The following is a 25,003-nucleotide window of genomic DNA, read 5'->3' as shown; positions in this document are numbered from 1 at the left end:
CGACTTTTGGAAGCGTAAAAAAACCGAAAATAACTGAAAGCGATACAAAAAGTACTTTGAGCGTTACTTTTTGATTTTACATTAGCTTAATTTTGCAACCGAATACCCCAAACAGGTACATGAAAGATTATCACATAGCAAGCGGAAAACATTTTTACACAATAGGTCTTAGTTATAAAAAGGCTGATGCAGAAATAAGAGGACATTTTAGTTTGGATGAAGAAGCAAAGAAACGTTTACTTCTTCAGGCTAATGCTGAAGGGATTGATGGCATTTTGGTAACTTCTACCTGTAACAGAACTGAAATTTACGGATTCGCAGATCATCCTTTTCAACTAATCAAACTTCTTTGTGAACATACACACGGTACCGTAGAAGAGTTTGAAAAAGTAGCTTATATTCATAAAAACAAACAAGCTATCTCCCATATGTTTAGGGTTGGCACCGGCCTGGATAGCCAAATTCTGGGAGATTTCGAAATTATTAGTCAGTTAAAGCTTGCTTTCGCCCGTTCTAAAAAACTTGGGCTGGTCAATGCATTTTTGGAAAGACTTGTCAACGCAGTAATCCAGGCTAGCAAGCGTATAAAGAACGAAACCGAAATTTCTACAGGAGCAACCTCAGTATCTTTTGCTTCGGTTCAATATATTCTTCAAAATGTACCTAATGTTACCGATAAGAATATTTTGCTTTTCGGAACAGGTAAAATTGGAAGAAATACCTGTGAAAACTTGATAAAACATACGCATAACGAGCATATCACCCTTATTAACCGCACAAAAGACAAAGCGGAAAAAATTGCAGGGAAATTTAATCTAATAGTTAAAGATTATGCCGATTTGCAGGCAGAAATAAGGAATACAGATATTCTTATTGTTGCCACAGGAGCACAAAATCCCACCATTTCTAAAGAATTAATCTATTCTAACAAAGATTTACTGGTTTTAGACCTTTCTATTCCAAAGAATGTTTCAGAGGATGTAGCTCAATTACTTAATGTAAAATTGGTTCACCTGGATCAACTTTCAAAAATTACAGATAAGAATTTAGAACGCAGAAAGCGCTTTATTCCTGAAGCTGAAATTATTATTACAGAGGTAGAGACCGATTTCAATAAATGGCTTGAAACACGAAAATTTGCACCTACTATAAAAGCTTTAAAGAAAAAGCTTAGAAGCATGAAAGATGCTGAACTTGATTTTCAGCGTAAGAAAATATCAGACTTCAATGATGAACAAGCTGAAATAGTTAGCGACAGGATTATTCAAAAAATAATGAAGCATTTTGCCAATCATTTAAAAGAAGATTCAGAAACTACCAATGAGAGTCTGGAATTAATCCAGAAAGTTTTTCAGTTAGAAGAAAAGGCGCAATGAACAAAATAATTCGTATTGGCACCAGAGACAGCGAACTTGCACTCTGGCAGGCAAAAACAGTGCAAAATGCATTGGAAAAAGCCGGACATAAAACTAAACTTGTTCCCGTTAAATCTTCGGGAGACCTTAACTTAAATCAACCACTTTACGAAATGGGTATTACAGGGATTTTTACCAAAACTCTGGATGTAGCCATGATAAAAGGTGATATAGATATTGCCGTGCATTCTATGAAAGATGTGCCCACGGCACTTCCAAAAGGTATTGTTGAGGCTGCAGTTTTAAAACGCGCCAATACTAAAGATATACTTATTCATAAAGGCCTGGATTTCTTAGAAAGTGAAGGAACAATTGCTACCGGTAGCCTGAGAAGAAAAGCACAATGGCTGCATAAACATCCTGCTCACAAGGTGGTAGATTTACGTGGAAATGTAAATACCAGAATGAAAAAATTAGTCGATAACGACTGGGATGGAGCAATTTTCGCCGCTGCAGGCCTTGAACGTATCGCTCTAAAACCTGAGAATTTTATAGATCTTAACTGGATGATTCCAGCCCCTGCACAAGGCGCAATGCTTGTGGTGGCAATGGAAGAAGATGAGTTTACCCGCAAAGCACTTTCCTTATTAAACCATAGAGAATCTGAGATCACCGTACATATTGAGCGCGAATTTTTAAAGGTGTTAGAAGGCGGCTGCACTGCCCCCATTGGTGCTTTAGCAACTGTAGAAAAAGACTTGATTTACTTTAAAGGAGCCCTTTTTAGTTTAGACGGAAAAGAGAAGATTGGAGTAGAAAAAACTGTTTCTTTAAACGAAATTGAAAATTTGGGCAGACGTTGTGCTGAAGAGATCCTGAATAATGGTGGCTCAAAATTGATGCAACAAATTAAAGCTGAAATAAATACCGCAGGCTGATCCTTATTTAAATAATTTGGAATGAAAAGCATTCTCTCAACTAAAAAACTCAGTAATTCCCAGAAACAATTGTTTCTAAACTCAGGCTTGAGCCTGGTGGAATACAATGCTATCCTTATAGAAACCCACAATTTCAAACTTCCTTTAGAGAAAATTGAAAATGTGATTTTTACCAGTAAAAATTCGGTGAATGCGGTTTTGGGGAAAACTGAATTTAAAAATTGTTTTTGCGTGGGGGAAAAAACCGCTGAACTTCTTAGTGATAACGGATTCCACATTCAGGAAGTTGCAGATTATGGCAAAGATTTAGCCCAAATTATTACTAAAAAATATGCTTCAGAAACCTTTACCTTTTTCTGCGGTAATAAGAGAATGGACGAAATTCCCAAAACCCTCCAACAAGAAAATATTAATTTTCAGGAAATTGAAGTTTATAAAACAAGCTTAAATCCACAGGGCTTTTCTCAGGAATTTGATGGGATCTTATTTTTTAGCCCCAGTGCAGTGCAAAGTTTTACTGCAAAAAATAAGCTAACAGGCATCACAGCATATTGTATAGGAAATACTACTGCTTTAGAAGCCCAAAAACATACAAACAATATAATAATTGCTACCAAACCAACCATTGAAAATGTGATTGTGCAAGTAGTAAAGTATTCTAAAAATAAATAGTGTAAATAAAAAATTAGTGTGTTATAAGGCATACTTCTGCAAGGTTTACAGAACCTTGTAAGTTTGCAGGAAAACAAAAAATTAGAACAATACAAAAATGATAAAAAACGATCTATTTCTAAAAGCTTTAAAAGGAGAAACGGTAGAACGCCCACCGGTTTGGATGATGCGCCAGGCAGGCCGTTACCTTCCAGATTTTATGAAGCTTAAAGAAAAATACGACTTTTTCACTCGTTGTAGAACTCCAGAACTAGCTACCGAAATCACTGTAATGCCAATACATCAGGTAGGTACTGATGCCGCTATTTTATTTAGCGACATTTTGGTGGTTCCGCAAGCAATGAATATTGAAGTAGAAATGAAACCCGGTGTAGGCCCGTGGTTGCCAAAACCTATTCGCACATCAAAAGATGTAGACCAGGTAATTGTTCCCAATATAGAGGAAACCTTAGGCTACGTAATGGATGCCATTAAAATGACGAAACAGGAACTAAATAACGAAGTTCCACTCATTGGTTTTGCAGGTTCCCCATGGACAATTCTATGCTATGCCGTACAAGGCCAGGGTTCCAAAAACTTTGATAAGGCCAAGAAATTTTGCTTTACCAATCCCGTGGCAGCGCATCTATTACTGCAAAAAATAACCGATACAACTATCGCATACCTTAAAGCAAAAGTTGCAGCCGGGGTAGATGCAGTACAAATTTTTGATTCCTGGGGCGGGATGCTAAGTCCTGTAGATTACCAGGAATTTTCCTGGAAATATATTCAACAGATCATTGACGCTTTAAAAGATGAGATTCCGGTAATCGCCTTTGGAAAAGGTTGTTGGTTTGCCCTACACGAAATGGCAAATTCAGGAGCTTCCGCTTTGGGAGTAGACTGGACGATTAGCGCCAGAAACGCTCGCTATTTAAGTGGTGGAAAAATCACCTTACAAGGTAATTTTGATCCTTCAAGATTATATTCCCCACCGGCAGAGATCAAAAAAATGGTAAGCCAAATGATTAATGAATTTGGAAAAGACAGCTATATCGTAAACCTGGGGCACGGTATTTTACCAGATATTCCGGTAGAAAACGCAAAAGCTTTTGTAGATGCGGTAAAAGAGTATAAAGCCAAATAGTGGCAGTCTGGGCGCGGATTAAAAATATGAATTTTAAGGAACTGCTCGCAGTCTTTAAGGTATTTATAAGTAAGCCGCGCTATATTTTACCAACCTACCGGGCAACGATTGAAACCATAAGAATTTGTGATGATCTTTATCAAAAAGAACATCATAAAAATGGTAAAGCGAATGCTTTTAGACACGCCCTGTGGAATTATTTAATTTGCCAGAAATGTTTTAAAATTTCCTCATCGGTAGAAACTGTAAGAATTTGGAGCGACCAATTCACAGGTTTACACGAAAAACTTTCTCCAAATCAAAAACTGGCCAAAGCAATGGATTTACACAATAATCGGTTTGGGCAGACTTTATTTAAGGGAAGTCAATTAAAAACTGAAGCAATTATTAAACTTCTCCAGGAAAGGATGAAAGAAGCATTTAAGGTTTCCAAAGTAGAAGAAATAAGGAAAACAAAAAATAACCTGGTTTATATTGAAGATTGAAAATGAGAGCGGAATTTTATAAATATATTGAAGACTTACAGGATAGCATCTGTGAAAAACTGGAAGAGATAGACGGCACAGCCAAATTTCAACAAGACCTTTGGGAACGCGAAGAAGGCGGCGGCGGCAGAACACGAGTTATAGAAAATGGTACTGTTTTTGAAAAAGGCGGCGTAAATATTTCGGCTGTACACGGGCCTTTAGCCCCCGCAATGCAACAATATTTTAAAGTTGGTGATGTAGATTTTTTTGCCTGTGGGCTCAGCTTGGTGATTCACCCAAAAAACCCGATGGTACCCACGGTTCACGCTAATTGGCGCTATTTTGAGATGTATGATAAGGACGGAAACGTTTTAGACCAGTGGTTTGGAGGCGGTCAGGATCTCACCCCCTACTATCTTTTTGAGGAAGATGCCGAACATTTCCATAAGGTTTCAAAAGAAGCCTGTGATAAACATTCCCCTGAATTCTATCCGCAATACAAGACAAAATGTGACGAATATTTCTGGAATTCCCACAGAAATGAAGCACGCGGAATTGGAGGTTTGTTTTTTGACTATTTAAAAGCTTCCAAAGAAAAAAGTATTGAAGACTGGTATGATTTTGTAACCGAAGTTGGTGATAGTTTCCTTGAAGCCTATGTTCCTATAGCAGAAAAACGTAAGCATCTACCCTATTCTGAAGCAAACCGCACCTGGCAGGAAATAAGACGCGGCCGTTATGTGGAATTCAATTTAGTACACGATAAAGGCACGCTTTTCGGCTTAAAAACCAACGGAAGAATTGAAAGCATCTTAATGAGTTTGCCGCCACACGTGCAATGGGTTTACGACCATCATCCAGAACCCGGCAGCGAAGAAGAGAAAATATTGGAAGTTCTGGAAAAACCACGAAATTGGGTTTAACTGAAAACTCATTTACTGATAACTGACAACTGAAATTATGTATCCATTAAGAAGAAATAGAAGATTAAGAACCAGCGAGGCGATGAGAAGCTTAGTTAGGGAAAACGCAATAACTCCGAATGATTTTATCGCTCCACTTTTTGTGGTTGAAGGAAAAAATAAGAAGGAAGAAATCGCTTCTATGCCTAATTATTTTAGGTTTAGCCTGGATTTACTGGAAAAAGAAGTTAAGGAACTTTGGAGTTTAGGGATAAAATCGGTTTTACTTTTTGTAAAAGTTCCGCAAAACTTAAAAGACAATGCAGGGACGGAAGCTTTAAATGCTGACGGGCTTATGCAACGAGCTATAAAAGCAGTGAAAAATGCGGTTCCGGAAATGTTGGTTATGACCGATGTTGCCCTGGACCCTTATTCTGCCTATGGACATGACGGCGTTATTGCCAACGGCAAAATAATTAACGACGATACTACCGCTATTTTAGCCGAAATGGGACTTTCTCACGCAAAAGCCGGTGCCGATATTCTAGCACCAAGTGATATGATGGACGGCCGAATTTTTGAAATGCGCAGCTTGCTGGAAGACGAAGGTTTCCACGAAACCGGCATTATGAGTTACAGCGCCAAATATGCTTCAGCCTTTTACGGGCCATTCCGGGACGCTCTGGATTCTGCACCCGTAGATGCCGAAAACATCCCAAAAGACAAGAGAACCTACCAAATGGACCCTGCAAACCGCGAAGAAGCAGTTAAAGAAACCCTTATGGATATTGAGGAAGGCGCAGATATTGTTATGGTAAAACCGGGCTTATGCTATCTGGATATTGTACGCGATATTAGAAATGTAGTGAACATTCCGGTTGCGGTTTACCAGGTAAGCGGTGAATATGCGATGATTAAAGCTGCGGCAGAAAAAGGTTGGTTAGAGCACGATGCCGTAGTTCTAGAACAATTAACCGCTATAAAAAGAGCCGGGGCCTCTATGATTGCCAGTTATTTTGCTAAGGATGCGGTTAAGTTAATTTCCTAAATTTATAACTAAAATTTAGCAATAACCAATTAGGTTTTTATATACTTTTACAAGATGAAAAACCAGAAAAATTTTAAAGCTATATATGCGCTCTTTGCCATATTATTTATGTCCTTTTCAGGGCAGGGCTTTGCTTTTTCTGGTTTTTCTACGCATAATCTCGATTCCCGGAATTATGATTACCTGCAGGCAGATCAAAACAAACAAGCCGTTCTATTTTCTGAAATTATCACTTTCGAAAATAGTACTTCAGAAGAAAGTTTTTCTGATTTCTCAGGAAGTTTACCTGCTACTTTTACTTCAAAAGAAACATTACTGCTGCCAATTGAGAAAAAATTATTTTCCCATTGTTTAGACCACAGGCAGTTAATACTTCAACAAATCTATCCTTTCCATTTTTTCTGGTGATTCTCTTGAATTCCCGAAGAACTTAAGGTTTTTTGGAACTCATACTTAGCTCTATAACAGGGCAAATACATTAAAAATCACCTAAATATTATAAAAAAATGGATACCGTATCTACACTAATTGGCCTTGGCCTTTTAGCCTTATTTATGCTGCCAATACTATACCTAATTTGGCAACAGAACAACAAAGAAAAAAACAGACTTAGGAACCTTAGAAATATAAGTACTCAAAATAACTTGACGTCTGACACCTTTGAGATTTCAAACAACTTATTATTGGGATTAGACAGTAAAGCAAATAAATTACTCATTATAGAGCCTACAAATAAGATGCAGCATCGGGTTTTAGATCTTACTAAGATTAAAAATAGCAAAGTAAGTTCTCATCCTTTTCCCGAAAATCGAAAATTGATTAAAAGCATTAGCTTAGATCTTTCCGAAAATGAAAGGGATCAAAATCCGCTTAAAATCATTTTTTATGACGAAGATGATAATGAGAACAACAATGCATCAGAACGACTAGTTGTTGCTAAAAAGTGGCAGGGTATAATTAACGCCAAACTTTCTGCTTAAAACCCACTAAACAACTCTTATTTTGCCCCGATTTTAAACTATCGGGGCTCTTTTTTATGTTTTATCATTTCTTTGTATGGGTTTGAGGAATTATCTTTAAATTAGTATTTCAAACAAGCCTAAAACCAATATGGGATTACTAATTTTATTTGCTGTTCTTTCCATCTTCTTTTCTTTTATGTGTTCTATCCTGGAAGCAGCTTTATTGAGTGTAACCCCTTCTTATATAAAAATAAAAAATAAAGAAGGAAAAGCATACGCCAATACCCTGGCAAATTTCAAACAAGATATAGACAAGCCGTTAATTGCAATATTAACCGTAAATACTGTTGCCCATACTGTTGGCGCCATCCTGGTTGGCGTGCAAGCCGAGAAAATCTATGGTGATGGGGGCAATGCAGTTGGAATAGTATCTGCAATTATGACTATGGCTATTCTTATTCTTTCTGAAATAATCCCTAAAACCATAGGTGCAACCTACTGGCAATCTTTAGGAAATTTTACAGCCAAAACGCTAAAAATAATGATTTTCCCGCTGAAGTATACCGGCATACTTTGGCTTATGATGCTCACCACCAAGCTCATAGGGAAATCGGCTCATGTTTCTTCTATGAATCGCGAAGAATTCGCAGCAATTACCGATGCTGCCGAAGAGGAAGGTGTTTTTGACGAAAGCGAAACCACGGTAATTAAAAACCTGCTGGTATTTAAATCGGTTAAAGCAAAAGATGTGATGACACCATATTCAGTAGCGATTATTGAAAATGAAGATACCAGCATAGAAGAATTCCACCGAACTCATAAAAACCTGAAGTTTTCCAGGATTCCCGTTTATAAAAAACAAACCAACAATGTTACCGGTTTTATATTAAAAGATGATGTCCTTGAAGAAATGATAGATGATAGGGGCCCAGAACCTTTAAGCTCTTTAAAAAGAGAGATTTTTATGAGTGCAGAAGACACTCCAATCCCCGAACTCTTTGAGAATTTTGTACAAAAAAGAGGACATATTTCCATGATTGTAGATGAATTTGGAAATACGGTTGGTCTCGTTACCATGGAAGATATTATTGAAACTCTGCTGGGGCTTGAAATTATGGACGAAAGCGATAGTATTGAAGATATGCAAATGCTTGCTCGGCAGAACTGGGAAAAAAGAGCAAAACGCCTTGGATTAATTCAAAGGAAAGACAATGAAGAAAACGAAGAAACTAAACCAGATATTTCTGAAAACTCCACTGGGAACAGCCAGAATTAGTGGAGATGAAGAGGGAATTTCAAGCATTCAGATCCTGGATGAGAAAATTCCAACTTCAACAGAAATTCCAGATTTTCTTCGGTTGGCTTTTCAGCAGTTAAACGATTATTTTAATGGAGAACTAAAGGAATTCAGTTTAAAATTAAACCCAGACGGAACTGAATTTCAGCAAAAAGTTTGGAAGGCACTTAACCAAATTCCTTTCGGAAAAACCTGTAGCTACCTTGAACTTTCCAAAAAATTAGGTGATGAAAAAGCGATACGTGCGGTAGCTTCTGCAAACGGGAAAAACCCGCTTTGGGTGGTTATTCCCTGCCATCGCATAATTGGCAGCGACGGTTCTTTAACCGGTTATGCGGGTGGGTTAGCCCGTAAACAATGGCTTTTAAACCACGAAAAGAATACAACGCAACTTTCAATGTTCTAAAACCTAAATCCTATGATTAGATTTTTAAAAATTATTGGCTCGGTAATACTCGCACTTTCTATCGCCATTATTATTCTAATTATTTTCGATTTCGGTTATATTTTCCGCGGAATTCAGGCTACTTATTTTCAGGGTCACAACACAGCCTTTATAGATGATTATCCGCATTTTGAAAACAGGTTGATTGAAGCAGGAACCGAAACCAATAAATGGTCAGAACATTCAAATTATAACTCTGTTTCATCAACTCAAGATCTAGCCAATTTAAACGAAGAGCTGGAAACTGCTGCATTTTTAATTATAAAAAACGATAGTATTTGGTTTGAGAAATATTACCAGGAATATGGTCCAGATTCTAAAACAAATTCATTTTCTATGGCCAAAAGTATTGTTTCTACACTACTAGGCAGCGCTATTAAAGATGGGTATATTAAAAGTTTAGAGCAACCGGTTTCCGATTTTTTCCCTCAGTTCAATTCAGAGTTAAAAGTAGGAGATCTGGCTTCCATGTCTTCTGGCCTAAACTGGAATGAGAATTATTACAATCCCTTCGGGATGACTGCAAGGGCTTATTTTGATGAAAATATTCGCGAATTAGTATTACGCCTGGAAGTAACTGAAACTCCCGGAGAAAGCTTTAAATATCTTAGCGGGAACACTATTCTCCTTGGTATGGTTATAGAAAAAGCCACCGGAGAGAATCTTTCAGCATATTTAAGTGAGAATTTATGGAAACCAATGAATATGCAACACGATGCGCTTTGGCAATTAGATAGCGAAGAAAGCGGGATGGAGAAAGCTTATTGTTGTATAGCCTCTAATGCCCGGGATTTTGCCAGGTTCGGAAAACTTTATAAAAATGAAGGAAAATGGAATGGCCAACAGCTTCTAAACCCTGAATTTGTTAAGCAATCTACTGAACCCCGTTTTGAGGATAGTCCGCAGTATGGCTATGGTTTTTGGCTTAGCGATTACAACAATAAAGATATTTTCTATATGCGGGGCATTCATGGGCAGTATGTTATTGTTATTCCCAAAGACGATCTAATTATTGTAAGATTGGGGGAAAACCTGATTAAAAAAGAAGAAAACGAAGAGCACGCGCCAGATTTCTATAAGTATATTGATGAGACTTATAAAATGCTAAACGATGCTGCAAACAATTAAGCTGGAACATATTCTTTTTCTCGATATTGAAACGGTTCCCGAATTTGAAGATTTTAACAATCTCGATGAAGAAAAAAAGTCGCTCTGGGAAGCAAAAACCCAATATCAGCGTAAAGACGATTTTAATGCAGAGCAGTTTTATAACCGCGCAGGAATTTGGGCAGAATTTGGTAAAATTGTTTGTATCTCGGTAGGTTTTTTCAATTTTAAAAACGGTGATAGAACTTTTAGACTTACCACTTTTAAAGATGAAGAAAGAACCTTACTTCAGCAGTTTTCTGAATTATTAAAAGAGCATTTTTCAAAGCCTCAGCATTTACTTTGTGCACATAATGGAAAAGAATTCGATTTTCCATTTATTGCTCGTAGAATGCTAATTCATAATCTTCCACTACCCCTAAAACTTAATCTATTTGGAAAAAAGCCCTGGGAAGTGCCACACCTGGATACTTTGGAACTCTGGAAATTTGGAGATTATAAGCATTTTACTTCTTTAAAGTTATTAACTAATGTTTTAAAAATTCCATCTCCAAAAGATGATATTTCAGGTAGTGATGTAAGAAATGTTTTTTACAATGATAAAGATATTGCGCGTATTGTTAATTACTGCGAAAAAGATGTACTTGCCATTGCGCAGGTTATTTTAAAACTACGCCAGGAAAAACTATTGGAAGCTTCAGAAGTTGTTAGTGTACAATAGAAAAAATTACCGGTATGAGCGCTATCATATCCTGTGGAATTTTAATCTATTCTAAAGGATTATCCGTCAAATATTTGCTAACTTTAAGTGTAACCAATAAAACCTTAAGATATGTATTTGTATATTGAAATGTGGAACGTTACCCGCAGATGGTTAAAACTTACTATTGAAGAACGCCGCAGGGTATTCACAAATATGGAAGAAAGAATTAAAGAAATGAAATCCCGTGGAGTAGAAAATATGGGATGGGCCAGAAACGATGAACATACTCCTTACCGCAGTGATTATAGATATATCACGGTTTGGCAAATGCCTTCTAAGGAGGAAGTAAAAATGCTGGAAGAGAATTTAGAAAGTGTTGGTTGGTATAAATATTTTTCCCAGGCTAATTCGCGGGGAGAAATAATTGCAAGAGATGAAGCCATAGACTTTCTTGTAAATATTAAAGAGACTTCCACCTCATTTTTAGATGCATAGAAAACCCTAAAGACTGTTTTGGAAGGTTAAAAAACTTTCCAAAACAGTTATTTTTATAATTGCATTTCAGGAATATCACCTTCTATAAGCAACTTTCCTTCCGTAGCTTCTTTAATTTCTTCCACACTAACTCCAGGAGCTCTTTCTAGCAGTTTAAAACCATCTTTAGTCACCTCAATAACCGCAAGGTTAGTCACAATTTTAGTCACGCAAGCAACGCCGGTTAAAGGCAATGAACATTTTTTGAGTAATTTAGAGTCGCCTGCTTTGTTGGTATGCATCATGGCTACGATAATATTTTCGGCACTAGCCACAAGATCCATGGCACCACCCATACCTTTTACCATTTTCCCCGGAATTTTCCAGTTGGCGATATCGCCATTTTCGGCAACTTCCATAGCTCCTAAAATAGTAAGATCTACGTGCTGACCGCGAATCATCCCGAAGCTCATTGCAGAATCAAAGAAACTCGCACCGGGAAGTGCAGTTATAGTTTGTTTTCCCGCATTAATCAAATCGGCATCTTCTTCTCCTTCCAATGGAAAAGGTCCCATTCCCAGGATTCCATTTTCACTCTGAAATTCTACTTCTATATCATCGCGAACAAAATTGGCTACAAGAGTAGGAATCCCTATTCCTAAATTCACATAATACCCATTTTTCACCTCTTTCGCTATACGTTTTGCTATTCCTTCTTTGTCTAACATAATTCAATTTGAAAATTTGATTATTTGCTGATTTGAAAATTCTGATTATCGCTTTTTAGATGAACTTATAATCTTTGAAGATATCCTTATAATAGAGGCTAATTCTGAAAAAAGTTCTTCATCTGGATTTGGAAGATGTTTTGATGCTTTACAAAGTTTTAGCCAATAATTAGTTTCATCAGCTTCTTTAGCTGATATTTTAAACTTATGAATAAAATCAGCATTGCTTTCAGCGTTTTGGGCTTCCCAAACATTTGCTCCAATTGAGGTACCACTTTTAACAAGTTGAGAACACATTTCGTATTTATGATTTGATCTCAATTTTTCCGAATAATCGATAATCTTGAGTGCAAAATCAAAAGTTTTGCTTACTATAATATTATCTTTATCATCCCTCATAACACAAAGTGTAATTAATTCATTTAACCTTCGATTTTTACAAAGCTATGGCAATTTTGTAAAAACGTTTAATCAATAAATCATCTTCAAATTATCACATTTTCAAACCTTCAAATCATCATTTATCAGTCATTCGTAAATTGGTTGTTTTTTCAATGGTCACTTTTAACCCTTAACTTTTAACTCACTTTTCTAACCGTTCTCTTTTCTATTCGTTTTTCGTAGTTTTTTCCTTCAAAAATACGTTGCACAAAAATCCCTGGAATATGAATCTGGTTTGGATCAAGTTCCCCCGGCTCTACCAACTCTTCAACCTCAACAACAGTCACTTTAGCGGCACCACACATTAGCGGATTAAAGTTCCGGGCAGTTCCTTTAAAAATAAGATTTCCGGCTTTATCGCCTTTCCAGGCTTTTACAAATGCAAAATCGGCTTTAAAAGCTTTTTCCAAAACATACATTTTTCCATCAAACTCCCGGGTTTCCTTGAACTGGGAAACTTCGGTCCCATAGCCGGCAGGCGTGTACATTGCAGGATATCCTTGTTGGGCAGCCTGGCAGCGTGCAGCCAGTGTACCTTGTGGAATAAGCTCTACTTCCAGTTCTTCGCTAAGCATTTGGCGCTCAAACTCGTCGTTTTCTCCCACATAGGACGAAACCATTTTATCTATTTGTTTCTTTTGAAGTAAAAGTCCGAGGCCAAAGTCATCTACCCCTGCATTATTAGAAATACAAGTAAGATTTTTTACATTAAGACGTACTAATTCTGAAATGGCATTTTCTGGAATACCGCTAAGGCCAAAACCTCCCAGCATAAACGTCATACCATCTTCTACGCCCTGCAAAGCATCTTTTACATTTGCTACAGTTTTTTTAATCATCGGTATTTAATTTTACCGAAAAATACGAAAATAAAAATGCTGTTACAATGCTTTTAGGCTTGTAGATTATATTTTCCTGAAAAATATGACTGAATTTTTGATAAATAATCAAAAACCCCGGGACAGGGCCACGAGGTATGAATCGAAAAATACTAGATAAGTCAGGAGGTATTAAACCCTTTTAGAGGGCTTAAAAATCAAGTTCATCTGGAATACTGTCGGTTTCAGATTGATTTTCCTGATTATACTCATCACAATCTATTTGAATAGACAGATTATCGGGTTTTGGAAAATCACCTTTTGACACATCAAGTTCTTCATCTGCATAAAGGTCTTTCATATACATTCCCCAAATTGGTAGCGCCATAGTGGCTCCCTGCCCATAGGTTAGACCAGGGAAATGAACGGCACGATCTTCAGCACCAACCCAAACGCCGGTTACAAGATTAGGAACCATGCCCATAAACCAGCCATCACTTTGGTTTTGTGTAGTCCCGGTCTTACCTGCTATAGGATTCTTAAAATCATAAGGATAACCTGTTACCCCTCTTTTGTAGTGATCAAATTCTTTAGCGTAGGTCCCACGTAAACGAACTCCGGAACCATATTGGGTTACGCCTTCTAAGATATTTACCGTTACATAAGCCGCTTCTTTATTAAGTACATCCCGGGTTTCAGGAACGTGTTGATAAAGTACCGTTCCGTTTTTATCTTCAATTCGGTTTACAATTACTGGTTTCACATAAACCCCTTCATTTACGAAAGTGCTATAAGCCGAAACCATTTCAAAAAGGCTCATATCCTCGGTACCCAAAGCAATTGCCGGTCCGTTGGAAAAGTTTTCAGTATCCACACCCAATTTCTTAACCAAATCAAGAACCGGCCCCGGACCTGTTTTATCAATTAGCCTGGCTGTTACGGTATTCACAGATTGCGCGAGCGCATTTTTTAAACTAATCATCCCGTCGTATTCTCCGTTCGCATTTGCTGGAGACCAATCTTTAACATTTCCGTATTTACCGGCTTCAATAGTAAACCTGTTCTTAGGCATCATATCGCATGGAGAAAGCTTTAATTGATCTATTGCCGTAGCATAGACAAATGGCTTGAAGGTAGAACCTACCTGGCGTTTCCCTTGTTTTACGTGATCGTATTTAAAATGCTTAAAGTTAGTTCCCCCAACCCAGGCTTTCACTTCTCCTGTTTGTGGCGTCATAGACATTAAACCTGCCTGCAAAAATCCTTTATAATAGAATATAGAATCCTTAGGCGTCATAATAGTGTCCTTAATACCATCCCAGGAAAAAACACGCATGTTAGTTTCTTTATCGAAGGAGGCCAGAATATTTTCTTCAGATTTTCCCTGACCTTCCATTTCTCGCCATCTTACAGAGCGCCGCATAGCACTCTTTACAATATTATTAATCTGCTCCTGGTCTAAATCCCGAAACGGTGCGGTTTTATTTCTTTCATTTTTCCTATCAAATTCCTTTTGAAGATGTGAAATATGCTTTTCTACTGCAGTTTCAGCATACTGTTGCATCTTGGAATCTATGCTGGTATAGATTTTTAATCCATCGCGGTAAAGGCTATATTCAGTACCATCAGGTTTTGGATTTTTTTCTATCCAGTCTTTCATAAATCCTTGTAGGTATACACGAAAATAAGTCGCCATTCCTTCATCGTGCCCTTCAGGAGAGAAGTCAAGGTTTAAAGGTGATTTTTGAAGGGAGTTCTTTTCCTGCTCAGAGAGATATCCGTTTTTATACATTTGAACAAAAACCTGGTTCCGACGCTGTTTTACCAGCTCTTTTCTCTTTATAGGATTATAATAAGACGGATTTTTAAGCATTCCAACTATTGCAGCAGCCTCTTCAACTTTAAGATTTTTGGCTTCTTTTCCAAAATAAATTTTAGATACAGATCGAATTCCCACTGCCTGGTATACAAACCCAATTTTATTAAAATACATGGTGATAATCTCCTCTTTGGTATACTGCCGCTCTAGCCTGGCGGCAATAATCCATTCTTTTACTTTTTGAAACACTCTAGGTACAAATCCTCGCGCTACGTCTTCAGTAAATAAAAGCTTGGCCAATTGCTGAGTAATAGTACTAGCACCGCCCCGTTGACCTAGAAAAACAGCTGCACGTATGAACCCTTTAGCATCTATCCCGGCGTGTTTATAAAAACGTTCATCTTCAGTAGCAACAAGAGCTTCAACCAGGTGGTCTGGAAGATCGTCATATTTTATAGGCGTACGGTTTTCGCTATAGTATTTTCCCAGAGTTTCCCCATCTGAAGAGAAAATTTCGGTAGCGAGATTAGTTTCAGGGTTTTCAAGCTCTTCAAAATCGGGCATCTTGCCAAAAGCACCCCAACCTGCCATTAAAAAAATTAAAACTACAGCTAATAATCCAATCCCAAAAAGAGTCCAAAATCCAACAATGTAAGGTCTTTTACTGGTTTTGGTCTTTTGCTGCTTCTTTTTTGTTCCAGCCATCTATGTAATATATTATTGCAGGTCTTTTTCTATCCTGAAACCTACGTGGGTAATTCCTTCTAAATTTTCAATTCCATCCACCTGGTCGTTTTTACGCATTGCCTGTTTTATGGCAATTCTATACTCACCGGGCTCGGTAAAACTAATATTTTCTTTATACCAGAGTTTACTTTCTTTTACATCACCAAAACCTGTACCAAGCCAGTTTCCATCTGGTGCTGCCATTTCATATTCCAAAGTATCGGTAATCACTTTTCCCTGCGGAAAACGCATCTCAGTAATCAAAAATAGATTTCTGTATTTATAATCTTTATTATTCCTAATGTTTATAAACAGATTATAATTTTCTAGCGAGTCTAACTTTCCCAATTTAAAAACCAAGGTAGAATCTTTTTCCCAACCTCCAGTTATAGGTTGATATTCATCATAAACCCTCTTTTTATCGCAGGAGGTAATCAAGGCAAAGGCGCCAATAAAAATTAAAAATACCCAGGCATTACGCATTCTTAGAAGGTTTTCCTTTACGTTTTCTTCGTTTTTTTGACTTATTCTTTTTTTGCTGACCTTTAGGTTTGTCAAAACGTGTTAAGCTATCCTGCCCAACCACATTATTAAAATCTGGCTTCTCTTCTTCTAATTGAAGTTGAACTTCAAATTCCTCAAGGCTACCAACATCTTCTTTCTTGCGATTTGAAGCTATAATCTTGTTAGCTTGCTCTGCAGTTAATTTATGCCAGTTCATCCATTCGCCTTCATAGGCATACCAAAGTACACCTTGAAAAATGTCTATTTTCTGGCAAACTGCAGTTCCTTTTTTCGTGAAAAGTTTAGTATCAGTTCTTGGAAATGTTTTTAAAGCTTCCAGGTAAGAATCCAGCTCGTAATTGAGACAGCATTTTAACTTTCCGCATTGTCCCGCTAATTTTTGCGGGTTTAAAGACAACTGCTGATATCTTGCTGCAGAAGTACTTACCGATCTAAAATCTGTGAGCCAGGTAGAACAACACAATTCACGACCACAAGAGCCAATTCCGCCAAGGCGAGCAGCTTCCTGTCTTAAACCAATTTGGCGCATCTCTATACGTGTATTGAATTCCCTGGCAAATTCCTTAATTAACTGACGGAAATCTACGCGATCATCAGCCGTATAATAAAAAGTTGCTTTTGAAGCATCTCCCTGAAATTCAATGTCACTAATCTTCATACTAAGATTAAGACGAATAGCAATTTCCCGGGCGCGTTTCTTAATTGCTTCTTCCCTGCCGCGAACTTCTTCCCAAACATCAATGTCCTTTTGGGTGGCTTTTCTGTAAATCTTTAAAACTTCTTCGCTATCGGTTTTTACTTTTTTCTTTTTCATTTGCACCCTAACCAATTCTCCGGTAAGGCTTACCATACCCACATCATGGCCGGGAGAAGCTTCAGTAGCTACTACATCTCCCATACTCAAGCTTAGGTTTTCAGTATTTTTAAAAAAGTGTTTTCTTCCATTTTTAAAACGGACTTCTACACAATTAAAAGGTTCTACACCGTTAGGCATAGACATATTTGAAAGCCAATCGAATACAGAAAGTTTATTACAGGAATCTGTACCACAGGTTCCGTTATTTTTACATCCTTTTGGCTGACCGTCTTTGGTTGAGCAACTGCTACAAGCCATAAATAATTTATATGTTGGAAGTCTTACAAATTGCTTTGTAGACTTTTGGGTTTATATTGAGTCTCTAATAAAGAACCCTGGGACAATCCCACGAGTTATAAAACGAAAATTCATTATTTGAATAGAGGAAAACCTCTTAATAATTAAATCTCGATTATCGAGTAAATATACCAATATTAATTGGCACTCTCTTTTTAGAACGCTGTGTTAACTTTTATATTTTAAAACCTTGGAGCGTCCTTTCTTGAATATTTTATTGCTATTTCCCTTGCCTTTGCGCAAAGCTTTTTGCTCTTCGTAAGGCAAAGCGGCAATCTCCTTACATTCTACTGAACAACAATTATTCATTTTTTCGGCACATTCTTCACACTGTATAAACAACAAATGACAGGCTTCATTAGCACAATTTACGTGCTTATCACAAGCTTTACCACATTGGTGACAATGCGCAATAACTTCTTCTGAAATCTGCTCGGAACGGCGATGATCAAAAACAAAATTCTTACCTATAAATTTGTTCTCCAGTTTTTGTTTTTCAACCTGGCGGGCATATTCAATAATTCCACCTTCCAGTTGATACACATTCTTAAAACCTTTATGCTTATAGTATGCACTGGCTTTCTCACACCTAATACCACCGGTACAATACATCACCAGGTTTTTGTCTTCCTTATATTCTTTTAGATCGTCTTCAATAATCGGTAAAGAATCCCTAAAAGTATCTACATCTGGAGTAATTGCACCCTGAAAATGACCAATTTCACTTTCGTAATGATTTCGCATATCCACCAACACCGTATTAGGGTCGCTAATAAGGTCGTTGAATTTTAGAGCATCTACGTGAACTCCTTTATTGGTAACATCAAAAGTACTATCGTTTAAACCGTCAGCAACTATTTTTTTACGCACTTTCACCTTCAGCTTTAAAAAGGCTTTGGCATCATGCTCAATAGCGATATTCAGTCTCACCCCTTCAAGAAAATAGATATCATCTATAAACTTTTTAAATTCCTCAAATCGTTTTGCCGGAACAGAAAGTTGAGCGTTAATCCCCTCGTGAGCAACATAAATGCGCCCAAGCACATCTATTTGGTCCCAGGCAATAAAAAGATGATTTCTAAATAAATGTGGATTGCCAATTTTGGCGTAGGCATAAAAAGAGAGCGTTAAACGGTCTTCACCCGCTTCGTCTATTAGTGTTTCCCTCTCTTTAGCGCTTAATTTATTGTACAGTTGCATGCTATACTAATTAGTTAAGGTTAAAGAAATTTTTTGCAAAGATACGTTTAAAATTTAAGGAAGAAAAAATGCCCTGAAAAATGAATTCCCAGGGCATTTTTTGTGTGGCTAATTCGGTTTATAATCTTTTTTACTTTCTTTCATAAATTAGATTTTAAAATTTTAGCCACCGTCTACCCGGCAACTCACGTTCAGCAAAATACTCACTGAAACATCAAAACCACCAGGAATAATTAGACTTTTTCTCAAAAATCTCATAGGCAGAATTAATTTTTAGATTTCACTCAATAACTACCAGGGAGTAATTTCCAAGGCATTAGTTAGAAGTTATAAAACAGTTTTCATCAACTAAAATGTGCTTTAAACCTCAGGTTAGAAAGTAAATATACAAAAGCCACTGATATAAAATTGTGATGCAGGAAAACTTATAGTAATTTAGCGTCTATCTAAATAGACTATTCAAATTATGAGCAACGATAAAGAAAAAGAAGCAAAATTAAAAGCCTTAAAGCTTACCCTGGATAAAATGGATAAAACCTACGGAAAGGGTACCGTAATGAAGATGAGTGACCAGGCCGTGGTAGATATAGACGCTATCTCTACCGGTTCTTTAGGTTTAGATTTAGCCATGGGTGTTGGAGGATATCCACGCGGAAGGGTAATTGAAATTTATGGCCCTGAATCTTCAGGTAAAACAACTTTAACTTTACACGCAATAGCTGAAGCTCAGCAAAAAGGAGGCATTGCTGCCTTTATTGATGCAGAACATGCTTTTGACCGCTTTTATGCCGAAAAACTTGGAGTAGATATAGAAAATCTTATTATATCACAACCAGATAATGGGGAGCAAGCACTTGAAATTACCGATAATTTAATTAGGTCTGGAGCGATAGATATTATTGTAATAGACTCGGTTGCTGCGCTTACTCCAAAGAGTGAGATTGAAGGTGAAATGGGAGATTCAAAAATGGGATTGCATGCTCGTTTAATGTCTCAAGCTCTTAGAAAGCTTACTTCCTCTATTAGCAAAACCAATTGTACTGTAATCTTTATTAACCAGTTAAGGGAAAAGATTGGGGTAATGTTTGGAAACCCAGAAACCACTACCGGTGGTAATGCTTTAAAATTCTATGCTTCGGTACGTTTAGATATTAGACGTTCTACCCAAATAAAAGACAGCAATAGTAATGTTATGGGTAATAAAACCCGTGTGAAAGTGGTGAAAAATAAAGTCGCCCCACCGTTTAAAATGGCTGAATTTGACATTATGTATGGCGAAGGAATTTCTAAAATTGGTGAAATTATAGATATAGGAGTAGATTATGAAATCGTTAAAAAGAGCGGTTCCTGGTTTAGTTACGAAGACACCAAATTAGGTCAGGGTCGTGATGCGGTAAAAATTCTGCTTAAAGACAATCCAGACCTTATGGAAGAGCTGGAAGAAAAGATAAAAAATGCTATAAAAATTGCTAAAGAAGCCTAGATATTTGTTAAAATAACACCGAAGTCATAAAAATCCCTTTTTAAAGGGATTTTTTTTATTTTGGGACGCAACCTTTCTAGAAATTAGGCATCTATAAAGCAAGAAAACAATTTAAAATCAAAATTATTAAAATGAAAAGATTAATTTTATTATTTGTGAGTGCTTTGGTGTTGGTAAGCTGTGATACAGACGATGGTCCCAATATAGCATATGATATTGCTCTAATTTCTGATGCAGATTTACCAGAATATTTTGACAAGGATGAAACTTATGATATTAATGTAGATTACGCATTAAAATCAGCCTGTCATACTTTTGTTGGATTTGATGGAAATCAAGGAAAAAGTGAAGAAAATGACTCTATTTTTGAATATAACATCACAGTTATTTCTTCATACGATCCTGCTCTTACAGAGTGTACAATAGAAAGTGAAAGTTTATCTAGAAGCTCTCAACTTTTTAAAGACTTCCAGGTTAAATCTGAAGATTACACTACCTATCGCTTTAATTTACTATCTGGTTTTGACAGTGATGACAAGCCAGAATACATAACAATAGATGTTCCCGTAGGAGAGCCCGAGCCGGAAACACCAGAAGAAAATACTAACGTATAACAATTAAGTTATTGAGTTTAGAAAAACTCATACACCAGTGTAAAAAACAGGATATTAAGGCACAGGAGAAGCTTTATCGATTATATAGCGGTAAACTTTTTGGCCTGTGCCTTAAATATTCTAATAACTACCAGCAGGCCGAAGACAGCCTGCAGGATGGTTTTATCACCATTTTCAACAAAATAGAACAGTATAAAGACAAAGGTTCTTTTGAAGGATGGATGAAACGTATTGTAATTAACACTACCCTACAAAAGCACCGAAAAGAAAAGTATTTTGAGATCATTAATGAAAATCTGCTTGAAGATCCAGTAATTGAAATTGATGATGAAGAAATTAGCTCAGAATTTCTATTAAAAAGCATTCAGGATTTGCCAAATAGATATCGGGAAGTTTTCAATCTGTATGCACTAGACGGATTTTCACATAAAGAAATTGCAGACATGCTAAATATTAGCGTGGGAAGTTCAAAATCTAACCTTGCCCGAGCCAGGCATATTTTAAAAGAAAAAATAGAAAACTATCTCAACGACAACAAGGTGCAATCGTTATGAAAGAAAGAAAAAACATAGACCGGCTATACCAGGAAAAGTTTAGGGATTTTGCTCCCGAACCCAATCCTGAGTTATGGAATAAAATTGCCGGCAAGTTGAAGGAGAAAGATGAAAAGAAACCTTTTATTCTTCCGTTGTGGATGAAACTTGGTGGCGTTGCAGCAGTTTTAGCGCTGGTTCTTGGCGGCTATTATTTTAGCCAAAATAATTTTACCGGAACAAACGTGGTTTTTGAAGTGGAAGAAAGCGCAAAACCTCAAATAAATTTCCCTGAAATCAATAAAAATGAAAAATTCACCAATGCTTTAGAAGTATTGAAAAACAATATTAAAGAAACTATTTATTCAACTGCTGAAGACTCAAAAAACTCATCTTCCAATAATAATTCAGCTCTAGCTACTCAAAATACAAATCGGGAAGCCGAAAAATCTGAAATCAGTTCACTTGCAAAAGAAAATACCTCACACACCATAACAGATAACCTGAAGCAAAAGGACGCTGCAATAGCTGAAGAAAACATTCAGGGCTCAGAAAAAGGGCATATTCAGCACCAGGATTTTATTAATCCAGATTCAAAAAACGAAGAGCAGTTATCTAATGGCATAGCTTTAAAGGAAACAGAAAGCAATAATAAAGAAAACAAGCTTTCTACTAAAGACAGCCTGCAGGTAGCTAAAGAATTAGCACAAATAGAGGCAGAAAAAAAATTAGATAAAGAAGGAGATATGCTGGCCAAAACGGCTAAAAAGAAATTACGTTTAAGCACTTTTGCCGCTCCTGTTTTTTATGATAATATTGGTAAAGGAAGTTCTATAGATCCAGAATTTGCCGGGAACAACACCAATTCTGAAGTTAGTATGGCTTATGGTATGAATCTCGCTTATGCTATTTCAGACAAAATCAAAATAAGAAGTGGAATCTCTAAAGTTGCGATGAGCTACAATATAGAAGATATTGTATTCTCCCCGGGAGTTGCTGCAAGCTCTATAAACACTATTAACTACGATAAAAAAAATAACAACCCTCAATTAAATAGTGTACAAAGTGGATCGTCAAATTCGCCAAACTCAGAAAGTCAATTTGATTTAGCTCCTTTAAGTCGGTCTATCCCCGGAGAACTCAACCAGCAATTTGGTTTTATTGAAGTTCCTTTGGAAATAGAATATAGCCTTATAGATCGTAAAATTGGACTTAATATAATTGCCGGCGGAAGCAGTTTATTTTTAGATGAGAATAGCATTCAGGTAAACGCTAACAACCAAAACACAAGGCTTGGAGAGGCTAATAATATTAACAAAGTTAGTTTTAGTACAAATATTGGCGTAGGATTAGATTACAAACTTACCGATAGTTTTAAGTTAAATGTAGAACCTATCTTTAAATATCAGCTAGACACTTTTGATAATACTCCCGGGGTGAGACCGTTTTATTTTGGGGTTTATTCAGGTGTGAGTTTTAGCTTTTAGCAATCAGGCCCACATAATTAATAGTTTGCCCTAATCTTTTTTACAACAAGGCGTTATAAGATTATTTCTGCGTTTTAATATCTTTAGAAAGCTCCTCTAAAATTACCTGGCGGGTTTGTTCCCGTAAAACTTTTCTATCACCCGGTTTCATTCCGTTTGTATTAATAAATTCGTGGATTTTTACACGAAGTTTCCCTGGTGCCCCAGAAACAAATTTATAGGAAAATCTCTTTTTATTATCGTAAAAGGTAATGGGCACTATAGGGATTTGATGAGCTATGGCCAATCTAAAAGCTCCGTCTTTAAAAGTATCTAAAACCAAAGACCTATCATTTGGCACACCCCCTTCGGGAAAAATACAAATACTTTCTCCCATATCTAGTCTTCGGCGGGCTTCGGTTACCACATCCTGTTTACTTTTAGCACAACTTCTATCTACGGTAATATTAGTTTTTCTGTAGAAAAATCCAAAAACCGGAATTTTTGCAAGTTCCCTTTTACCCACAAAAATAAAGGGTTGTTTAATAATCACCAGCATCATCATAATATCTATCATAGAGGTATGATTAGCCACTAACATATAATTCTTCTTCGGGTCAAGTTGCTGCATTCTTTTAATTTCAGGATAAAAACCCATTCCATATAAGATACACTTAGCCCAAATACGGGCGCAAACATAATATTTAGGATAAAGCCTTTCTGCGGAAGAAAACACTACAAGCACCGGAAACATTACTAAAATTGGTAATACAAGAAGAATATAAAACCAGATTCTCCATAAAATAGTAAGTATTGATCGTAAGATGCTCATAGCAGCCAAAAGTACTAAAATGAACCGAGGGAATTCCCTAAAAAAAGTACCTTTGCACAAAAACCGAAAAGTAGATGTCCAGAATTCTTACAGGAGTACAAAGTACAGGAACTCCACACTTAGGAAATTTATTGGGTGCCATTTTACCGGCTATAGAAATGGCCAACAAACCCGATAACGAGTCTTTTATTTTTATTGCAGATATGCATTCGCTAACCCAAATAAAAGATGCCAAAACTTTAAGAAACAACACCTATTCTGTGGCAGCAACCTGGCTTGCCTGCGGTATAGATATTGAAAAAACAGTTTTTTATCGTCAAAGCGATATCCCACAAACGGCAGAACTTTCCTGGTATTTAAGTTGCTTTTTTCCATACCAGCGCTTAACCTTAGCGCATTCTTTCAAAGATAAATCTGATAGGCTGGAAGACGTAAACGCCGGGCTTTTCTCCTACCCCATGTTAATGGCGGCAGATATTTTACTTTATGATGCCGAAATTGTACCTGTAGGAAAAGATCAGCTTCAGCATTTAGAAATTACCCGCGATGTAGCTTCCCGTTTTCATTCAAAAATGGGTGATACTTTTGTAATTCCTGAGGCTAAAGTTGAGGAAAACACGAAGTATGTACCGGGCACGGATGGCGCTAAAATGAGTAAATCTAAAGGCAATACCATAAACCTGTTCGTAACCGATAAAAAACTCAGGAAACAAATTATGGCTATTGACACCGATAGCACTGCTTTGGAAGAACCAAAAAATCCTGATACCTGTAATGTTTTCGCCCTTTATAAATTAGTAGCCACAGAAGCGCAAATCGCTGAAATGCGTAAGAATTATGAAGCTGGCGGGTATGGATACGGGCACGCTAAACAGGCTTTATACGAAATACTTTTAGAGCAGTTTAAAATTCCGCGCAAAAAGTATGAATATTATATGAATAACCTGGTAGAGATTGACAAGGCACTGGAAGTTGGTGCTGAAAAAGCCAGAAATGTAGCCGACGAAGTGATAAGCCGAGTAAGGAAAAAAGTAGGTTACTGATGTTAAGTGAAAGCTGAAATGGCGTATAAGGCAATCGAGGATTTTTGTGGCAGATTTAGGCAAAAAATCATTGCATAGCCGTAGCTACGGAATTATTTTTTAACGATGATATGCCGCAAAAAAACA

At 36.9% G+C, this 25,003-nt stretch carries 27 protein-coding genes; 19 read left to right on the top strand and 8 right to left on the bottom strand.

What is annotated here, in order from left to right; translation table 11 throughout:
* The first annotated feature begins 119 nt into the window (after positions 1-119).
* From hemA to B5X51_RS07275, 14 genes are all read left to right on the top strand, one after another.
* Positions 120-1,376, top strand: a complete 1,257-nt coding sequence (gene hemA / locus B5X51_RS07340; RefSeq protein WP_079720436.1) for a glutamyl-tRNA reductase — start codon at positions 120-122, stop codon at positions 1,374-1,376.
* Positions 1,373-2,293 carry a hydroxymethylbilane synthase gene (gene hemC, locus B5X51_RS07335; RefSeq protein ID WP_079720434.1) on the top strand — a complete coding sequence of 307 codons (921 nt, stop codon included), beginning with the start codon at positions 1,373-1,375 and terminating at the stop codon, positions 2,291-2,293. The genes hemA and hemC overlap by 4 nt, the downstream gene beginning before the upstream one ends.
* Before the next feature lie 21 nt (positions 2,294-2,314).
* Entirely contained in the window at positions 2,315-2,965 is a 651-nt protein-coding gene (locus B5X51_RS07330; RefSeq protein ID WP_079720432.1) for a uroporphyrinogen-III synthase, read from the top strand.
* A gap of 97 nt (positions 2,966-3,062) precedes the next feature.
* On the top strand, positions 3,063-4,091 hold the full coding sequence (hemE, locus tag B5X51_RS07325) for a uroporphyrinogen decarboxylase (protein WP_079720429.1): 1,029 nt from the start codon (positions 3,063-3,065) through the stop codon (positions 4,089-4,091).
* Positions 4,092-4,117: 26 nt separating this feature from the next.
* Complete coding sequence (locus B5X51_RS07320; RefSeq protein ID WP_079720427.1) at positions 4,118-4,576, top strand: DUF6973 domain-containing protein; 459 nt, start codon at positions 4,118-4,120, stop codon at positions 4,574-4,576.
* A gap of 2 nt (positions 4,577-4,578) precedes the next feature.
* A complete protein-coding gene (hemF, locus tag B5X51_RS07315; RefSeq protein WP_079720425.1) occupies positions 4,579-5,481 on the top strand; it encodes an oxygen-dependent coproporphyrinogen oxidase in 903 nt (300 codons plus the stop codon).
* Between the two features lie 37 nt (positions 5,482-5,518).
* Complete coding sequence (gene hemB, locus B5X51_RS07310) at positions 5,519-6,508, top strand: porphobilinogen synthase (RefSeq protein ID WP_079720423.1); 990 nt, start codon at positions 5,519-5,521, stop codon at positions 6,506-6,508.
* A gap of 54 nt (positions 6,509-6,562) precedes the next feature.
* Complete coding sequence (locus tag B5X51_RS07305; RefSeq protein WP_079720421.1) at positions 6,563-6,916, top strand: hypothetical protein; 354 nt, start codon at positions 6,563-6,565, stop codon at positions 6,914-6,916.
* Positions 6,917-7,014: 98 nt separating this feature from the next.
* Positions 7,015-7,488: a hypothetical protein gene (locus B5X51_RS07300; RefSeq protein WP_079720419.1), complete on the top strand. Its 474-nt coding sequence runs from the start codon at positions 7,015-7,017 to the stop codon at positions 7,486-7,488.
* 130 nt (positions 7,489-7,618) lie between these two features.
* Positions 7,619-8,746 carry a CNNM domain-containing protein gene (locus B5X51_RS07295; protein ID WP_079720416.1) on the top strand — a complete coding sequence of 376 codons (1,128 nt, stop codon included), beginning with the start codon at positions 7,619-7,621 and terminating at the stop codon, positions 8,744-8,746.
* A complete protein-coding gene (locus tag B5X51_RS07290) occupies positions 8,682-9,173 on the top strand; it encodes a methylated-DNA--[protein]-cysteine S-methyltransferase (RefSeq protein ID WP_079720414.1) in 492 nt (163 codons plus the stop codon). Before B5X51_RS07295 ends, B5X51_RS07290 begins: the two co-directional genes overlap by 65 nt.
* Positions 9,174-9,185: 12 nt before the next feature.
* On the top strand, positions 9,186-10,340 hold the full coding sequence (locus B5X51_RS07285; RefSeq protein ID WP_079720412.1) for a serine hydrolase domain-containing protein: 1,155 nt from the start codon (positions 9,186-9,188) through the stop codon (positions 10,338-10,340).
* Positions 10,324-11,040 (top strand): 3'-5' exonuclease, encoded by a 717-nt coding sequence (locus B5X51_RS07280; RefSeq protein ID WP_079720410.1) that lies wholly within the window; start codon positions 10,324-10,326, stop codon positions 11,038-11,040. Before B5X51_RS07285 ends, B5X51_RS07280 begins: the two co-directional genes overlap by 17 nt.
* Before the next feature lie 111 nt (positions 11,041-11,151).
* Positions 11,152-11,517 (top strand): DUF6616 family protein, encoded by a 366-nt coding sequence (locus B5X51_RS07275; RefSeq protein ID WP_079720407.1) that lies wholly within the window; start codon positions 11,152-11,154, stop codon positions 11,515-11,517.
* Positions 11,518-11,570: 53 nt separating this feature from the next.
* Here B5X51_RS07275 and B5X51_RS07270 read toward each other — a convergent pair whose 3' ends face one another.
* The 7 genes from B5X51_RS07270 to trhO form a co-directional block, all read right to left on the bottom strand.
* Positions 11,571-12,224, bottom strand: coding sequence for a CoA transferase subunit B (locus B5X51_RS07270; protein ID WP_079720405.1), 654 nt, complete (start codon positions 12,222-12,224; stop codon positions 11,571-11,573).
* A 45-nt stretch (positions 12,225-12,269) separates the two neighbouring features.
* Positions 12,270-12,623, bottom strand: a complete 354-nt coding sequence (locus tag B5X51_RS07265) for a four helix bundle protein (protein WP_079720403.1) — start codon at positions 12,621-12,623, stop codon at positions 12,270-12,272.
* Positions 12,624-12,802: 179 nt separating this feature from the next.
* Positions 12,803-13,504 (bottom strand): CoA transferase subunit A, encoded by a 702-nt coding sequence (locus B5X51_RS07260; protein ID WP_079720400.1) that lies wholly within the window; start codon positions 13,502-13,504, stop codon positions 12,803-12,805.
* A 190-nt stretch (positions 13,505-13,694) separates the two neighbouring features.
* Entirely contained in the window at positions 13,695-16,007 is a 2,313-nt protein-coding gene (locus B5X51_RS07255; RefSeq protein WP_079720397.1) for a penicillin-binding protein 1A, read from the bottom strand.
* 12 nt (positions 16,008-16,019) lie between these two features.
* A complete protein-coding gene (locus B5X51_RS07250) occupies positions 16,020-16,511 on the bottom strand; it encodes a gliding motility lipoprotein GldH (RefSeq protein WP_079720395.1) in 492 nt (163 codons plus the stop codon).
* On the bottom strand, positions 16,504-17,667 hold the full coding sequence (locus B5X51_RS07245) for a PSP1 domain-containing protein (RefSeq protein WP_079720393.1): 1,164 nt from the start codon (positions 17,665-17,667) through the stop codon (positions 16,504-16,506). Before B5X51_RS07245 ends, B5X51_RS07250 begins: the two co-directional genes overlap by 8 nt.
* Positions 17,668-17,874: 207 nt before the next feature.
* Positions 17,875-18,906, bottom strand: a complete 1,032-nt coding sequence (trhO, locus tag B5X51_RS07240) for an oxygen-dependent tRNA uridine(34) hydroxylase TrhO (protein ID WP_079720391.1) — start codon at positions 18,904-18,906, stop codon at positions 17,875-17,877.
* 466 nt (positions 18,907-19,372) lie between these two features.
* Between trhO and recA the strand changes: the two genes are divergently transcribed.
* The 4 genes from recA (at position 19,373) to B5X51_RS07220 (ending at position 23,023) form a co-directional block, all read left to right on the top strand.
* Positions 19,373-20,389, top strand: a complete 1,017-nt coding sequence (gene recA, locus B5X51_RS07235) for a recombinase RecA (protein WP_079720389.1) — start codon at positions 19,373-19,375, stop codon at positions 20,387-20,389.
* A gap of 131 nt (positions 20,390-20,520) precedes the next feature.
* Positions 20,521-21,003 (top strand): hypothetical protein, encoded by a 483-nt coding sequence (locus B5X51_RS07230; protein WP_079720385.1) that lies wholly within the window; start codon positions 20,521-20,523, stop codon positions 21,001-21,003.
* Between the two features lie 11 nt (positions 21,004-21,014).
* Entirely contained in the window at positions 21,015-21,557 is a 543-nt protein-coding gene (locus B5X51_RS07225) for an RNA polymerase sigma factor (RefSeq protein WP_079720383.1), read from the top strand.
* Entirely contained in the window at positions 21,554-23,023 is a 1,470-nt protein-coding gene (locus B5X51_RS07220) for a hypothetical protein (RefSeq protein ID WP_079720381.1), read from the top strand. The genes B5X51_RS07225 and B5X51_RS07220 overlap by 4 nt, the downstream gene beginning before the upstream one ends.
* Positions 23,024-23,084: 61 nt before the next feature.
* Here the strand turns inward: B5X51_RS07220 and B5X51_RS07215 are convergent, their stop codons facing one another.
* The gene (locus tag B5X51_RS07215) at positions 23,085-23,834 is read right to left on the bottom strand and encodes a lysophospholipid acyltransferase family protein (RefSeq protein ID WP_079720379.1); all 750 of its coding nucleotides are present in this window, start codon (positions 23,832-23,834) and stop codon (positions 23,085-23,087) included.
* A gap of 74 nt (positions 23,835-23,908) precedes the next feature.
* Between B5X51_RS07215 and trpS the strand changes: the two genes are divergently transcribed.
* Complete coding sequence (trpS, locus tag B5X51_RS07210) at positions 23,909-24,877, top strand: tryptophan--tRNA ligase (protein WP_079720377.1); 969 nt, start codon at positions 23,909-23,911, stop codon at positions 24,875-24,877.
* Positions 24,878-25,003 lie beyond the last annotated feature (126 nt).

The sequence above is a fragment of the Salegentibacter holothuriorum genome, assembly GCF_900168045.1.
Taxonomy (GTDB): domain Bacteria; phylum Bacteroidota; class Bacteroidia; order Flavobacteriales; family Flavobacteriaceae; genus Salegentibacter; species Salegentibacter holothuriorum.
Note: the sequence above shows the minus strand (reverse complement) of the source record. Positions and strands in the feature narration are given on the sequence as shown.